The sequence below is a fragment of the Planococcus sp. ISL-109 genome (assembly GCF_018613655.1).
Classification (GTDB): Bacteria; Bacillota; Bacilli; order Bacillales_A; family Planococcaceae; genus Planococcus.
In genome coordinates this window covers 21072-34610 of the sequence record NZ_JAGGPW010000023.1, presented here as the reverse complement: position 1 = coordinate 34610, position 13539 = coordinate 21072, and the positions used below count along the sequence as shown (strand labels likewise).

Genomic DNA, 13539 nt, shown 5'->3' with positions numbered 1-13539 from the left:
TTTTTGGTGAGGAGGGATTTATGTGGGTGAAGCTTTATTGTTTAAGGATGTTTTAGTGGTCAATGTGGATAAAGCGGAGCAGGCGGATGTGTTGGTGGCGGATGGCCGCATTATAGACGTCGGTTCGCAGCTTGAGTCTGGTGCTCGGCGAATTGACGGTAGCGGGAAGATCTTGATGCCGGGCTTTATCGATATTCATGTGCACGGTGCGGCTGGGTTTGATGTGATGGATGCAGATGCTTCTGCGCTTTCCGGGATGGCACGTGCGCTGCCGGAAGAAGGCGTGACGGCGTTCATGGCTACAACGATGACGCAGGAGAGCGAACAGGTTGCCCACGCTATTCAAGCGGCAGGAAATTACGAGAGTGAGGCGGGTGAAGCGGAGTTGCTCGGCATTCATTTGGAAGGGCCATTCTTGTCTCGGGATAAAGCGGGCGCGCAGAATCCGGCATTTTTTCAAGCGCCCGACATCGAACGGTTTGAAGAATGGCAAAAGCATAGCGCCGGCAAGATCCGCATCGTGACGCTGGCGCCGGAATTGGAAGGTGCCCCTGAATTCATTGAAATGCTGGATCAACAAGGGGTCATCGTGTCGATCGGCCATTCGGATGCTAGCTATGAACAGGCGATTGCATCGGGTGCGCGCCATGTGACGCATCTGTTCAATCAAATGAGCGCGTTTCATCACCGGAAACCTGGGGTTGTCGGAGCGGCGATGCTCGATTCCAGTTTACGCGTCGAGCTGATTGCGGATTTAATCCATAGCCACACGGCAGCGGTCGAGCTGGCGTACCGGCAGATCGGTCCAGAGCGGCTCATTTTGGTGACGGATGCGATGCGCGCGAAAGGGCTGGCGTTCGGCGACTATGAACTTGGGGGACAGCAAGTGTCGGTCGGTACAAGCGGAGCACGCCTTAATGATGGCATGCTTGCCGGAAGTGTGCTGGCGATGGACACTGCGCTGCGGAACATCCGAAAAATTACAGCTTGCGAATTGACGGAATTGGTCAGTATGAGCTCCAACAATGCGGCGGTGTCACTTGGATTGTCAAAAAAAGGCCGTATCGCAAAAGGGATGGATGCGGATTTGGTGATGCTTACGCAAAGTTTGGAAGTAGAGCTGACACTGTGCCGCGGCGAAATCGCTTTTAATAAAAATTGAAAAAACGTCCGGGATATCAATCCCCGGACGTTTCGTTATTCAACTGTCAGTTCGCTTTCGGTCACCCATTGGTGGTTGGTGATTTCTTCGCCGATTTTGGTGTCTTCGAAATTGATCATATAAACGGTCGTTTGTTCAGCGGAGTCGACTGCTGCGCTCGCGCCTTTCATTCCCGTCATATGTTCTGCATCAAGCATGACCGCATCGCCTTCTGCATATGGAAAGGCTTGGGTTTTTTCCAATTCTTCGTGGATCACCCATTTATGGTTTTCGACAGCCTCGCCGCCGTTTACCGGTGTGTAGCTGACGCTGTAGGCAGTTGTATCAAAAGCGCCGGAAATCGTCGCGATTGCGCCATCCATGCCGGGCATATGGTCTGCTTGGATGGTAGCTGTGCTGTCGACTGGATAAGTTGGATTCACCGCTTCTTCCAGGCCAACCGGCACTTCGCCGGAACTCGAATGCTCCATCTCAGTATGATTACCGCCGGAATTCGAAAGGTCGGTTTGCCCGCTCCATTCGGGTTGTACCGGCTCATCTTGTTGAGTGGTGTCTTCTCCGACTCCATCAAAGCAAGCACCTAAACTGAAAATCATCGCGATGATGATGCTTGCGAATAGGACTCGTTTTCTAATCATGAAATTCCTTCTTCCGTAAAATAGTCGTTCATATAGTATAACCTGAATGTCGTCCCCACATGTATGAATTTGCTTGAATGGCTCATTTTGGGTAAATAGTTGACCTTTTTTTCATACCATGAAACTATAGAAGCAGCACATCACGAGAGGAAGATCGAGCGATGAAAAAGAACTGGTTATGGACGGTAATGGCAGCGGGATTAATCGTCTCAGCCTGCAGCGCGGATTCTACAGAGCAAAATGATGAAACGGCAGAAAACACAGCTGAAACGACCGAACAAACAGAAACAGCGGTGGACAGTGCAGCGGTGGAACTTGAAGTGCCGTTTGACGGTTCGATCGATCACGTCCACGGCATGGGATATATAGAAGAAAACGGCGGTTTGTATTTCGCTTCGCATCACGGCTTGAAAATTCACCGGAACGATGAATGGACTGAAATTGAAAAGCAATACCATGATTTTATGGGCTTTAATGCAACGGCGGAAGGTTTCGTGACATCGGGACACCCGGATATGCAATCCGGCATGCAAAATCCGCTCGGCATTAAGCGCAGTGCGGACGGCGGGGCAAATTTCGATAATCTCGGATTCGAAGGGGAAACTGATTTCCATGAAATGGCAGCTGGTTACAATAGCAACAATCTGTTCGTTTTTAATCCACAGCCGAATTCCGAAATGGACACCGGCTTTTACCGCAGCGACGATGCCGGCGAATCGTGGCAGCAAACTGCAGCGGATGGGCTCGATGGAAAAGTGGCCTATCTCGCGATGCATCCGGACGATTCAATGATGATTGCAGCGTCATCAAATCAAGGGATCTTTTTGTCGGAAGACGGCGGGGACAGCTTTTCGCGCATAACCGAAGGCGAGCTTGGAACGACAGTGTTCTTTAGCGAAGATGCGTTGTTTTACGCAACATACGATGGAGCAGCAAAACTGATGAAACAGGCACTTTCCGGTGAAGAGGAAGAAATTCCGCTGCCGGAAATGACTGAAGACGGCGTCGTCTATATGGCGCAGCATCCGGCAAATACGCAAGAGCTCGCTCTTTATACGGCACAAGGCCATGCGTGGCTTACGCAGGATGCCGGAGGCGAGTGGGCGCAAATTTTGGATGCGGGACAAGTACAGTAAACGAGAAATCGGAAGGCATTCCTTCCGGTTTCTCGTTTTTTGGAATGCGGATTTCAAATGGATTTCACAATTTCGGTGTATACTTTCATCAGCAATGGAAAAGGGTGAGGAACATGAAGCGTTGGATCGTCGGGCTGCTGCTCGTTTTCATAGTTTCAGGCTGTGCGGATAAAGAATTATACGTCTTTCCGGATGACGGAGGCGAACTTCTTTTTGTCGCGCATTTGAAAGAGCCGCTGTTGACCGTCATTGACGCAGAAACAGAAGACATCGTCGGTGAGATCGAACTGCCGTTTGTCGCATCGGATTTGGCGATTGTCGATGGCCGGCTCCTGCTGTCGTCGGTAGAGGAAGAACAGCTGTATGCATTTGATTTTGATACGCAGGCACTTGAGGGAATCGGTGAAGTCGGTCTCGGCGTCTCGAAATTATTGGAAGCGAACGAAACATTATACGCAGCGCACGCGACACAAGACCGGGTTTCGAAAATCTCGGTCGAACCATTTGAAGTGGAAGCATACGCAGCGACCGATGCCCACCCGCAAAGTTTAACAATCGGGGACGGCATAGTTTTTGTAGCCAATGTCTACGGCCATAGCGTACAAGAGTTGGACGCAAAAACGCTTGAGGTCACTGCAACTTACAGCATCATCGACCGGCCGAACGGCATCGCCTATACAGACGGCCATTTATTGGTCGGGGGGCATGGCCCGAGCGGCGCATTGAACCGCGAGCTCGTGGACTATTCGCTGGAAACACAGGAAATCACGGAACGCATCGACATCGGTTTGATGCCGATCGAAATTTTGGCGGACGGCGATAGCTTTTTCGTGCTGAACCATGGCTCGCACGAAGTCGTCGCACTCGGTGGAGACCTCGCCGAACGGGGGCGTTTGCCGGTCGCGGACAATCCGTATTACGGCGCCATCCGTGAAAATCGGCTGTACGTCAGCAGCCTCGACGGCGATATGGTGACGGTCATCGATACTGAAAGCTTTGAAAAGCTATCGGAAATTCCGGTGTCGTCCGGCCCTCATGCGATCGCCATAAGGGAGGCGCAGCGATGAATATTCTCGTAATCGACGACGAACAGACGATGCGCGATTTATTGGCGCGTACACTCAAGGGTGAGGGCTACACTGTCAGCAGCGTGCCGACAGGCGAACAAGGCATCGAGCGGCTGCGCTTTGGCGGCATTGATTTTGTCATTTTGGATATTATGATGGCAGGACAGGATGGTTTTTCGGTCTGCCGGAAAGTCCGTGAGTTTTCGGACGTGCCGATATTGATGCTGACGGCGATCGCGGGCAGCGAGGCGGACAAAGTGAAGGGGCTTCGCGCCGGCGCTGACGATTATTTGATCAAACCGTTCAGCCGCGGCGAGTTGCTCGCACGGATCGAAGCGATTTTGCGGCGCACCAAAGGCGGATTCGCCAAACCTGACCCGGTTCTGACCAACGGGCGAATCATGTTGAATGAAACGATGAGGCGTGTCACGATAGATGGCATACAGGTCACTTTGACGCGCAAGGAGTTTGATTTGCTGGCGTTGTTTCTGACACATCCCGGGCAAGTTTTTTCGCGCGAGCAATTGATGGAAAGGCTTTGGGGCGAACAGGCTTTGAATGTCACGACGCGCACGGTCGATACGCACATCAAAACTTTGCGCATCAAGCTCGGCGATGGCGGTTCGGCAATCGAGACGGTATGGGGCCTTGGCTATAAGCTGGTGTCATCATGAAAGGTATCAATGCAAGGTTATGGTGGCTATTCGCAGGCATCAGCATAGCGGGTATTGCTTTATTGGCATTTGTCACAGTTTCTGTATTCGACGCGGTATACGTCGACAGTGAGCGCGAACAGCTGACCGATATGGCATCCGCCTTAGCGGACGCCTATAGCAAGGACGATCCCGAAGCGCTGTCGACCGTCCATGATTACTTGGACAACACCGGTATCCAAGCTGTCACCGTCGATGACCCGATGGTGCTCGGTTCGGCATTGCCGCTGCAGGCGCCGGAAGAAGACGTCATCATCACTTTCGAAGAACGCGAACGGTTGGCTAGCGGCGAGATGGTGATCATCGAGCGGGCGAACGCTTATCTCGGCGATGACCTCATCGGTGCCGCGGTTCCAGTTGTAACGGGCGGAGAATTGACAGCGGTCGCACTTGTCTACCGGCCGGTGTCGGATCTGTCGCAAGCATTCCTCAATGTCCTGCCGGTACTCATTGCGGCCGGCGTCTTGGCGCTCATCGCCTTACTGCTGATCCGTCGGCGCATCCAACAGGAATATACCGGTCCGCTCGAAGTGCTCGGCGCAGCAGCAGATGGCATGGCGTCAGGCCGATTTAGCGGAGCGACCGGTGTCACAGCCGACAATGAAGTCGGGGAACTCGCGCGGTCGTTTGAGAAAATGGCCGCCTCGATCCAGGCAGAGGACGACAACAAACGGGAGTTTCTGCAAAATGTTTCCCATGAACTGAGGACGCCGCTCAGCTATATTAAAGGCTATAGCGAACTCCTCCAGACACCGGCAAAAGATCAGATGAAAATCGCCGGCATCCTGTACGAGGAATCGGAACGCATGGAGCGGCTCGTCAATCAATTGCTTGATTTGTCGCGGCTCGAGGGCGGGGAAGGGCAATTGAATAAGGAACTGCTCGCATTCGCGGAAGTGGTGCGTGAAGCGGTGGAGAAAACCGCAGTGAAATGGCGCGGCAAAAGTCTCACCGTCCGCGCGGAACTGGACGAAGAACTGCTCGTCGAAGGCGATAGCGACCGTCTATTGCAAGTGCTCATCAACTTGCTCGATAATGCCATTGCCCATACCGAACCGCTCGGGGAAATCGCAATCCGCCTAAGAGCGGACAATAGCCGCGCGCTATTGGAGGTGGCGGATTCGGGGCACGGCATCGCCAAAGAACATGTGCCGTATTTGACCGAGCGCTTTTACCGCGCCGAACAAGGCCGCGTCCGAACCGGCGGCGGGGCAGGCATCGGCTTGTCGATTGTGCAGGAGATCGTCAAACTGCACGGCGGCACGCTTGAAATTGAATCTGAAATCGATCGCGGCACAAAGGTGCGCATCTTTTTGCCGCTAAAGGATATTTAACAGAAAACGCCCGGCCTCAGGTACTGAGGCCGGGCGTTTTTTAGGTCAGCAAAGCTTTTCCGGATATCGAGCGTGCGCAGTGGATGCCGCTCGCAGCGGCGCCGATCGTCCCGCCGCCGGGGAAGATATGGTCGCCGCACACATACAGGCCAGGCAAGCCGCTATGGTGCGAAATGGCATTGAATAAAGCTGCATCCAGCGTCTGCGCAAAGCCGCCGACATAGCCGTTCGGGCGTCCGGTATAATGCTGCCAGGCGAGCGGCGCGCCGCTTTCAGAATGGACGAGCGCAGAGCGGAATCCGGGGGTATGCTGTTCGATCAAGGCAAACATGCGCTCGGACAATTGCGTGCGCATCGCTTCATATTGTTCTTTGCTGTTCCAATAATCCGGATTGGAATGCGTCGAAATCGTCACTGTTTGATGGCCTTCGGGCGCTCTCAGCCGGTCGTCCGGTCGGGAAGCCGACATGAAGAAATGATGGCCTTCATCCATCGCATCGCCGCTTGAGAGCTGGCGGAATTCAGGCAGCGAGCTTCTGAGTTTAGCGGTGTCGATCGCCAAATACAAAGTCAAAGTCGTCCACGTGGCCGTCCCGATGCCGTCGCGCAGCGGGCGCTTCAGCTGATGATGCAGCGGCGCCGGCAGTAGTTCCGGCAACAGCTGGATCGGCGCATTGAAAACGACCGCATCCGCTTCGTAGGAATTGCCGCGCTGGTCGGCCGCGTGCCAGATGCCGTTTCGGTATTCCAGCGTTTGGACGGTGCGCGGCTTTTTCACGTTTCCGCCGTTTTCCTTGATGCTCTGTGCCATTACTTCCGCAAAGCGGTACAAGCCGCCCGGCACGTAATATGCGCCTTCATGGTATATGTCGAGCGCGACCGCGGCAAGCAAATACGACACATCTTCGCTCGTCGTCTGCATGCTGTCGATGAGCAAGCCGTCGAGCACATGGCGGAACTCGTGGAGTTCATGGAGTCCGTGCTTTTTCAAAACTTGCCCGAGCGTTTTTCGGAATTGCGGCAATAAGCGTGTATGCACAGGCCGCAGCGCTAGAGTGAGCGCGGTCCATTCCCGTGCGTTTGCGGGCGGTAAGGCAGGGAGCGGCCCCATAAGCGTCCGGGTGATGCGTGCGGTCCGGTACAGTTCTGCGTAAAACGACAAAATCGCCGTTCGATGCTCAGGAAAATGGCCTGCCAGTTGCTGTACGTGCGTTGTGCGGTTTTTATGGAACGTGAAAACGCCTGTCGGGTGGACCATTTCCATGACGCGTTCGAGCGGTTCGATATCCATCGGTTTTCCGAGATGGCGGAACACCCGCTCATGGATGCCGCCGGGTTCAAGTCCCATCCCGAGTGTCGCTCCGACTGGGAACAAATACGGATACCGCTTGTATTTTCCGGCGCAGCCGCCAAGTTCTGCCGACGCTTCGAGCACGAGAACGTCTAAGCCTTCTTTTGAAAGTAAAGAGCCGGCCGTCAAACCACCGATTCCGGCACCGACGACCAATACCCGCTTTGCCATCCTATCCCCTCATTTCTTCCATGAAAAAACGCCCGGCAATAGCCGGGCGCGTGTAAATTACGCCACTTGCTTGCACGCTTCTGCGCATTTGAAGCACGCTTCCGCGCATTTTTGGCAATGATCATGGTCATGTTGTTTGCATTCGTTGCCGCACGCTTCGCAAATCACGGCGCACACTTTCGCGAGTTCTGATATGAACGGTGAATTGCGTTCGACCGCCTGTGCCAAATAACTGCACATGTCTGCGCATTCCCGGTCGAGCCGGATGCACTCGGCCATCATTTTCACGTCATCTTCTTGTAGGCAAGCATCAAAGCAATGATTGCACGCCACCATACATTCGTGGAGTGTGTTGGATAATTGTGCGTGTTTAGCATGTTCCACCATCGTGTAAAACCTCCCGTAATTTAATGTCGTTCACTACTCTTTAGATTTCCCGACCTACAGGAAACTAAACAATGGTTTCTAGCGATCGTCCGTGTCCTTCACTGGCGGCGGGCAACCCAGTTCCTGCACGCGTTTGCGGTATTCCTCTTCCGATAACTCCCCGCGCGAATAGCGCTCTTTCAACAGTTGCGCTTCGTGATGGGGCGGCGGCAGTTTATGCGGTTTATGGCGGACGTAAAACAACACGAGGCACAGGAGGATGAGTACGACCATCAACGTGATGATGACAACAACTAGCCCGGACATCAGCGTTCACTCCGTTCGGTTCTTTTTCATTTAGTGTACTATAAAAAGACGGGAAATGACGTTTAGTCGATTTGGAAATAGCTTCTCCCAGAAGGCGCAGTTTGTGCTACGCTAGGAGGTGATTTCAAGGAGTGTGAATTTGGATGTTCGTCCACAAAGTAGATGAAGAATTGGCATTGAAACTGGTCGAAACGAGCGACGCCGAACGGATTTTTGAGCTGACCGACCGCTCGCGGGACATGTTGCGGGAATGGCTGCCGTGGCTCGACCACACGCAAACTGTCGGCGACACGAAAAGATTCATCGAATCAGGCGCCAGCAATTTCGTCTTAGGCAAAAGCCTTAACTGCGCGATTGTCTACCAAGGGGAACTGGCCGGCATTGCCGGGTTCAATGAAATCAGTGAAGCGAAACAAACCGCCTATATCGGCTATTGGCTGGATCGGGAATACCAAGGGAAAGGCATCATGACGCGCGTCGCGTCAGCTTTGACCGATTATGCACTGATGGAGCGCGGGCTCAATAAGGTAGAAATCCGTGCTGCGGTCGGTAACGAAAAAAGCCGCAACGTCCCGGTCCGTCTCGGTTACACCGAAGAAGGCACAATACGCCAAGGAGAATGGCTCTATGACCACTTTGTCGACAGCGTCGTCTACGGCATGTTGAAATCGGAATGGACATCATTGAACGAAAAATGAAATTTTCGCACCGCCTCATGGATTTTTTTCACGCAATGTTTCCCACAAGCTTGCTGGTTTAGTAAAATAAGAAGGAAACTAGAAACACAGGAGGAATACTACTTTATGAAGCATTTTCTACTCGGCCTCGTTGTTGCAGGCCTTATCGCGTTAATCGCTTTCCTGGCGGATGATTGGACGCTATTGTTCCCGATCGCCGGTGCCGTTGCGGTCATTGCACTCGTATGGGCGGTCATCTCGTCCGTTACAGCGAGCAAGCAAGTGAAATCATCGTTCAACACAAGTTCCGAGCGCCGCCGGGCACAGCAGGCACGCAACGCCAAAGTGAGAAACCTTGTGCTGTTTGCGCTACCGAACCTCGCCTTGGCACTCGTCGGCTTGTTCATACTTTCTTAAGAGGAAAGAAGGGGATGTCATGCTCAGCTATTACAGTTCGTTGTCCGCAGAAGTTTATGACCTCGACAAGCCGGTCGGCAAATCGTTCGGCGATGTGGAATTTTACCGGGAGCGTCTCGCTTCCAACGAAGGACGCATTTTAGAACCCGCATCCGGCACCGGGCGCTTGCTGATTCCATTACTCGAAGACGGTTTGCGTATTGACGGCTTCGACAGTTCATCGGAAATGCTCGACATTTGCCGTACCCACTGCAAAGAACGCGGATTGCATCCGAAGTTGTTCGAAGCGGACATGGAAACCTTCCGCATCAATGTTGAATACGACGCCATCATTTTGCCGGCCGGCACGTTTCAGCTGCTCGCTGGACGCGAGCAGGCGATCAAAGCACTGAAAAACTTCCGCAAGCATCTCGCACCGGGCGGACGTTTGCTTATTGATTTGTACGTCCCGCAAGGCTTTGAAATCGACCAGCCGAAAACGCGGACGTGGCAGACAAAAAAAGGCGAAGTGATCACGCTCGAGAGCAAGACGGTTGAAGTCGACTGGATCAAGCAATGTTCTGTGTCGCATAACCGCTACGAGAAATGGCAGAACGGCAAGCTGATCCAAACCGAACTCGAGCGTTTCCCGATGCGCTGGTACGGCGTCGAAGAATTCAAGTTCCTGCTCGCCAGCCAAAACTTTGAGGACATCATCGTGTCGTCGGGTTACGAGTACGGGCAATACCCGAAAAATGCTGAACATGCCATCACCTTTGAAGCCATCGCACATAGTTGAAGACAAAGACACAAAAACGCTTGGAGCCAAAACTCCAAGCGTTTTTGTGTGTCTGGAAGCTTATATACTGCACAAACGATGTTGTAAAAGGGAGGGATTTGAAAATCACTGGTAGGTTTAATATTCCTGAATCCATTGCAGTAATTTTCAGAAAAAAAGAGAACAATAGGTTGTTTTTTTGTATTCAGTATATTAAGATGACTTAAAGTATAGTAAGTTGATTGGTATTGTTAGTTTTAAGGATAGGGGAGACTGCACATGTCCGTTAATATGATGGAAGTAAAGAATGTCGAGAAATCATTCGGCGTTGGGGAGAAGAAGTTGCAAGTCCTTTCAAATGCAAGTTTTCAAGTGGAAAAGGGAGAGATCGTCACCTTGTTCGGGAAAAGTGGATGTGGGAAAAGTACATTGCTGAATATCCTTGGAGGCTTTGAAAAAGCGGAAAAGGGTTCAGTCCTGCATAACGGAGAACCTGTTTTAAAGCCTACTAAATCATGTGTCATGCTTTTTCAGCAAATCAATTTATTGCCTTGGCGAACGGTGTTGAAAAATGTGGAATTGGGGCTTGAAGGAGAGAAGTTGCCTGCAGATGAACAGCGTGAACGCGTCATCGATGCCTTGAAATTGGTCGGACTTGAAACGTCGCTGGATAAGTTCCCGCATGAATTGTCAGGCGGAATGCAGCAGCGTGTAGCAATTGCGCGTGCTCTAGCTATTCAGCCGGATGTCATATTGATGGATGAGCCATTTGCAGCTTTGGATTCGTTTAATCGCTACAAGCTCCAACAAGAACTGTTGCGCATTCAGGAAAAAAAGAATACGACCATTGTTTTGGTAACACACGATATTGACGAAGCGGTCTATCTTTCAGACCGTGTAATGGTCATGAGTTCTCATCCGGGAAGGATTCAAAAGGAAATTGCCATCACCCAGATGAAGCCGCGGGACCGCACACATGCCGACTTCCAGTATTTCCGCAAGAAAATTTTGGACGAATTCTACTTGAGCACGGAACAAGTGGACCTGGAATACAATATTTAACAGAAGGAGGCGTGGACGTGAAAAAAAGGAAAATAGCCTTATTGTTACTTGTATCAATCGTACTGCTATTCGTATCGGCTTGCGGGCAAGAGAGCATGCAGGCGGCAGTCGACAAACCCGTCATTAAAATCGGCTATTTACCGATAACGCATGCCGGCCCTCTTTATATGGACGAACACATGGAAGAGGGGAAATACGGGGAGTATGAACTGGAAATGGTCAAGTTCAATTCATGGCCGGACCTTATGGATGCTTTGAATACGGGCAGGATAGATGGTGCATCGGTATTGGTCGAACTAGCGATGAAGGCGAAGGAAAAAGGTATCGACCTGAAAGCTGTGGCACTCGGGCATAAAGATGGAAATGTCGTGATTTCATCCGAGGAAATTGAAAGTGCCAAGGACTTAAAAGGAAAGACATTTGCGATTCCCCATACGTATTCGAGCCATAATATCCTGCTGTATGAAATGCTGAAAAATGAAGGGCTTTCGCTCGAAGATGTCAACGTCGTGGAAATGGCGCCTCCTGAAATGCCGGCAGCATTATCGGAACAGCGGATTTCCGGCTATGTAGTGGCGGAACCGTTCGGCGCTTTGGCGGTGAAAAATAACATCGGCAAAGTGCTTCATCATTCGGATGCAATATGGGCAGATTCCTATTGCTGTGTATTGGTGCTGCGCCAGGACTTTATGGACCGTCAGCCGGAAGCTACGCAATCGCTGGTCACCCAATATGTTGAGTCGGGTGAGCACACAGAGGAAAAAGATGAGGCCGTTTTTGAAGCCTTTAGTCAATACATGATGGTGGAAAGGGAGGTTCTCGAACTTTCCTTAGAATGGATTTCATTTGAAGATCTGCGTATTGAAGAAACTGAGTACAATACATTGCGTGATTTTGTCCTTGAAATGGAACTGATGGAAAATCCACCGGTTTTTGAAGACTTTGTAGACAATACTTATATTGATGAAGCGATGTGATTTTAGATGAATCTAACGAAGAAGCTCATGAATTTTGGGATTGGAATGGCGATTCTAGTCATCATTTGGCAAGTGGTTATTTGGCTAGGCGGTTATCAGGAAGCACTGCTTCCGTCACCTTGGAGTGTCGGAAAAGCAATTATTGATTTGATTGTCGATGGCATCATCTTTGTCCATCTGCAGGTCAGTCTGGGAAGATTTGCGGTAGGGTATTTGATGGCTGTCATACCTGCCATCCTATTGGGTATGTTTCTCGGCAGATCGCCAAGAGTCTGGCAAGTAATCGATCCGATTGTCCAAGTACTGCGGCCGGTTTCGCCAGTAGCCTGGTCCCCTTTTATAGTCTTATGGTTCGGAATCGGCAATATGCCGGCGATTGCCATTATTTTTATTGCCGCATTTTTTCCTGTCCTGCTGTCGACTGTCGCAGGAGTCAAAAAAATCAATCCTTCGTATTTGAAAATTGCAGAAAACCTGGAAATCCGCAATTGGGAATTGATGTACAAATTCATTTTCCCTGCAGCTTTTCCGGCCGTTGTGAGCGGTTTGCGCCTGGCATTAGGAACAGCCTGGATCTTCCTCGTTGCCGGAGAAATGATCGGGGCGCAATCCGGACTTGGGTTTCTGATTGTCGATTCAAGAAATACATTGAATCTCGATTATGTTCTGGCAGGCATTATCTTTATCGGAGTCAGTGGCTTCCTATTGGACCGCATGATCAGTGTCCTGGAGCGTTGGGTCGGCAAACATTATGGAATGGCGGCATGAAAAAATTCAATCAGTGGAGGCGCTATCCCTCACTGACAGTAAAAGCGCAATGAAAAAGAATGGAGATGATCAATCTCCACTCTGCTGCAATTCGTATTCAACTGTTTGGACTTGTATGGATTCCGCGCGCTTGCCTGTTTCTTTCGAATAATAGCCAATTTCCAGCTCTTCGCCAGTAGCCGGGTCAATCAATTTCTTATAGCATGGCTCCAAATGGCTGCTGCCCCAGATGAGGAGGGAATTGAAGACAGGTTCCAATTCTGTTCCTTTTTCAGTCAAGGTGTATTGGTAGCGGGGTGGATGGGCGGAGTAAAGTTCAGATACGACAAGGCCTTGTTCTTCAAGCTCTTTTAATCGCTCGGATAACAGGTTGGAGGAAATACCGTTCAATGATTTCTTGATGTTATTAAAAGTGTTTTGACCGATTAGAATCTCGTGGATTATGAGTAAAGTCCATCGATCACCGATGATGTTCAATGTTTGGGCAATATTGCAAGGTAGATTATATCTCGTTTTCATAGTTCAGCACCCCTTTAGCCTATATTTTAACATAGCCTATATAAAAATGAACAAGGTTGATTTAGTTAACTAAGTATAATAATATAACTTACTAGAA

At 50.9% G+C, this 13539-nt stretch carries 16 protein-coding genes; 11 read left to right on the top strand and 5 right to left on the bottom strand.

The features are described 5' to 3' along the window. Positions 1-22 precede the first annotated feature (22 nt). Positions 23-1162 carry an N-acetylglucosamine-6-phosphate deacetylase gene (gene nagA, locus J7E21_RS14135; protein WP_215108877.1) on the top strand — a complete coding sequence of 380 codons (1140 nt, stop codon included), beginning with the start codon at positions 23-25 and terminating at the stop codon, positions 1160-1162. A gap of 35 nt (positions 1163-1197) precedes the next feature. Here the strand turns inward: nagA and J7E21_RS14130 are convergent, their stop codons facing one another. Then, the gene (locus J7E21_RS14130) at positions 1198-1800 is read right to left on the bottom strand and encodes a YdhK family protein (RefSeq protein ID WP_215108875.1); all 603 of its coding nucleotides are present in this window, start codon (positions 1798-1800) and stop codon (positions 1198-1200) included. A 161-nt stretch (positions 1801-1961) separates the two neighbouring features. Here J7E21_RS14130 and J7E21_RS14125 point away from each other — a divergent pair, with 161 nt between their 5' ends. The 4 genes from J7E21_RS14125 (at position 1962) to J7E21_RS14110 (ending at position 6050) form a co-directional block, all read left to right on the top strand. After that, positions 1962-2936: a F510_1955 family glycosylhydrolase gene (locus J7E21_RS14125; protein WP_215108873.1), complete on the top strand. Its 975-nt coding sequence runs from the start codon at positions 1962-1964 to the stop codon at positions 2934-2936. 113 nt (positions 2937-3049) lie between these two features. Next, a complete protein-coding gene (locus J7E21_RS14120; protein WP_215108871.1) occupies positions 3050-4003 on the top strand; it encodes a YncE family protein in 954 nt (317 codons plus the stop codon). Next, positions 4000-4677 carry a response regulator transcription factor gene (locus tag J7E21_RS14115; RefSeq protein WP_215108869.1) on the top strand — a complete coding sequence of 226 codons (678 nt, stop codon included), beginning with the start codon at positions 4000-4002 and terminating at the stop codon, positions 4675-4677. Before J7E21_RS14120 ends, J7E21_RS14115 begins: the two co-directional genes overlap by 4 nt. Then, the gene (locus tag J7E21_RS14110; protein WP_215108866.1) at positions 4674-6050 is read left to right on the top strand and encodes a sensor histidine kinase; all 1377 of its coding nucleotides are present in this window, start codon (positions 4674-4676) and stop codon (positions 6048-6050) included. The genes J7E21_RS14115 and J7E21_RS14110 overlap by 4 nt, the downstream gene beginning before the upstream one ends. A 40-nt stretch (positions 6051-6090) precedes the next feature. Here the strand turns inward: J7E21_RS14110 and J7E21_RS14105 are convergent, their stop codons facing one another. The 3 genes from J7E21_RS14105 to J7E21_RS14095 form a co-directional block, all read right to left on the bottom strand. Beyond that, positions 6091-7572 (bottom strand): phytoene desaturase family protein, encoded by a 1482-nt coding sequence (locus tag J7E21_RS14105; RefSeq protein ID WP_215108865.1) that lies wholly within the window; start codon positions 7570-7572, stop codon positions 6091-6093. Between the two features lie 57 nt (positions 7573-7629). Then, positions 7630-7959 carry a four-helix bundle copper-binding protein gene (locus tag J7E21_RS14100; RefSeq protein WP_251048019.1) on the bottom strand — a complete coding sequence of 110 codons (330 nt, stop codon included), beginning with the start codon at positions 7957-7959 and terminating at the stop codon, positions 7630-7632. 78 nt (positions 7960-8037) lie between these two features. Further along, positions 8038-8265, bottom strand: coding sequence for an SHOCT domain-containing protein (locus J7E21_RS14095; protein WP_215108863.1), 228 nt, complete (start codon positions 8263-8265; stop codon positions 8038-8040). A gap of 143 nt (positions 8266-8408) precedes the next feature. Between J7E21_RS14095 and J7E21_RS14090 the strand changes: the two genes are divergently transcribed. The 6 genes from J7E21_RS14090 (at position 8409) to J7E21_RS14065 (ending at position 12923) form a co-directional block, all read left to right on the top strand. Beyond that, positions 8409-8963, top strand: coding sequence for a GNAT family N-acetyltransferase (locus J7E21_RS14090; protein WP_215108861.1), 555 nt, complete (start codon positions 8409-8411; stop codon positions 8961-8963). 105 nt (positions 8964-9068) lie between these two features. Beyond that, entirely contained in the window at positions 9069-9359 is a 291-nt protein-coding gene (locus tag J7E21_RS14085; protein WP_215108859.1) for a DUF5316 family protein, read from the top strand. Positions 9360-9378: 19 nt separating this feature from the next. Next, positions 9379-10137 carry a class I SAM-dependent methyltransferase gene (locus J7E21_RS14080; RefSeq protein WP_215108857.1) on the top strand — a complete coding sequence of 253 codons (759 nt, stop codon included), beginning with the start codon at positions 9379-9381 and terminating at the stop codon, positions 10135-10137. Between the two features lie 258 nt (positions 10138-10395). Then, positions 10396-11178, top strand: a complete 783-nt coding sequence (locus J7E21_RS14075; RefSeq protein WP_215108855.1) for an ABC transporter ATP-binding protein — start codon at positions 10396-10398, stop codon at positions 11176-11178. Between the two features lie 17 nt (positions 11179-11195). Continuing rightward, positions 11196-12155 carry an ABC transporter substrate-binding protein gene (locus tag J7E21_RS14070; RefSeq protein ID WP_215108853.1) on the top strand — a complete coding sequence of 320 codons (960 nt, stop codon included), beginning with the start codon at positions 11196-11198 and terminating at the stop codon, positions 12153-12155. Between the two features lie 6 nt (positions 12156-12161). Further along, a complete protein-coding gene (locus tag J7E21_RS14065; RefSeq protein ID WP_215108852.1) occupies positions 12162-12923 on the top strand; it encodes an ABC transporter permease in 762 nt (253 codons plus the stop codon). A 69-nt stretch (positions 12924-12992) separates the two neighbouring features. Here the strand turns inward: J7E21_RS14065 and J7E21_RS14060 are convergent, their stop codons facing one another. Next, positions 12993-13442, bottom strand: coding sequence for a winged helix-turn-helix transcriptional regulator (locus J7E21_RS14060; RefSeq protein ID WP_215108850.1), 450 nt, complete (start codon positions 13440-13442; stop codon positions 12993-12995). Positions 13443-13539 lie beyond the last annotated feature (97 nt).

Excerpts from the sequence above, each read along its gene's own strand:
- J7E21_RS14095 (WP_215108863.1), bottom strand. The coding sequence starts at position 8,265 with ATGTCCGGGCTAGTTGTTGTCATCATCACGTTGATGGTCGTACTCATC.
- J7E21_RS14130 (WP_215108875.1), bottom strand. The coding sequence starts at position 1,800 with ATGATTAGAAAACGAGTCCTATTCGCAAGCATCATCATCGCGATGATT.
- J7E21_RS14105 (WP_215108865.1), bottom strand. The coding sequence starts at position 7,572 with ATGGCAAAGCGGGTATTGGTCGTCGGTGCCGGAATCGGTGGTTTGACG.
- J7E21_RS14090 (WP_215108861.1), top strand. The coding sequence starts at position 8,409 with ATGTTCGTCCACAAAGTAGATGAAGAATTGGCATTGAAACTGGTCGAA.
- J7E21_RS14100 (WP_251048019.1), bottom strand. The coding sequence starts at position 7,959 with ATGGTGGAACATGCTAAACACGCACAATTATCCAACACACTCCACGAA.
- J7E21_RS14080 (WP_215108857.1), top strand. The coding sequence starts at position 9,379 with ATGCTCAGCTATTACAGTTCGTTGTCCGCAGAAGTTTATGACCTCGAC.
- J7E21_RS14085 (WP_215108859.1), top strand. The coding sequence starts at position 9,069 with ATGAAGCATTTTCTACTCGGCCTCGTTGTTGCAGGCCTTATCGCGTTA.
- J7E21_RS14110 (WP_215108866.1), top strand. The coding sequence starts at position 4,674 with ATGAAAGGTATCAATGCAAGGTTATGGTGGCTATTCGCAGGCATCAGC.
- J7E21_RS14120 (WP_215108871.1), top strand. The coding sequence starts at position 3,050 with ATGAAGCGTTGGATCGTCGGGCTGCTGCTCGTTTTCATAGTTTCAGGC.
- J7E21_RS14060 (WP_215108850.1), bottom strand. The coding sequence starts at position 13,442 with ATGAAAACGAGATATAATCTACCTTGCAATATTGCCCAAACATTGAAC.
- J7E21_RS14075 (WP_215108855.1), top strand. The coding sequence starts at position 10,396 with ATGTCCGTTAATATGATGGAAGTAAAGAATGTCGAGAAATCATTCGGC.
- J7E21_RS14125 (WP_215108873.1), top strand. The coding sequence starts at position 1,962 with ATGAAAAAGAACTGGTTATGGACGGTAATGGCAGCGGGATTAATCGTC.
- J7E21_RS14065 (WP_215108852.1), top strand. The coding sequence starts at position 12,162 with ATGAATCTAACGAAGAAGCTCATGAATTTTGGGATTGGAATGGCGATT.
- J7E21_RS14115 (WP_215108869.1), top strand. The coding sequence starts at position 4,000 with ATGAATATTCTCGTAATCGACGACGAACAGACGATGCGCGATTTATTG.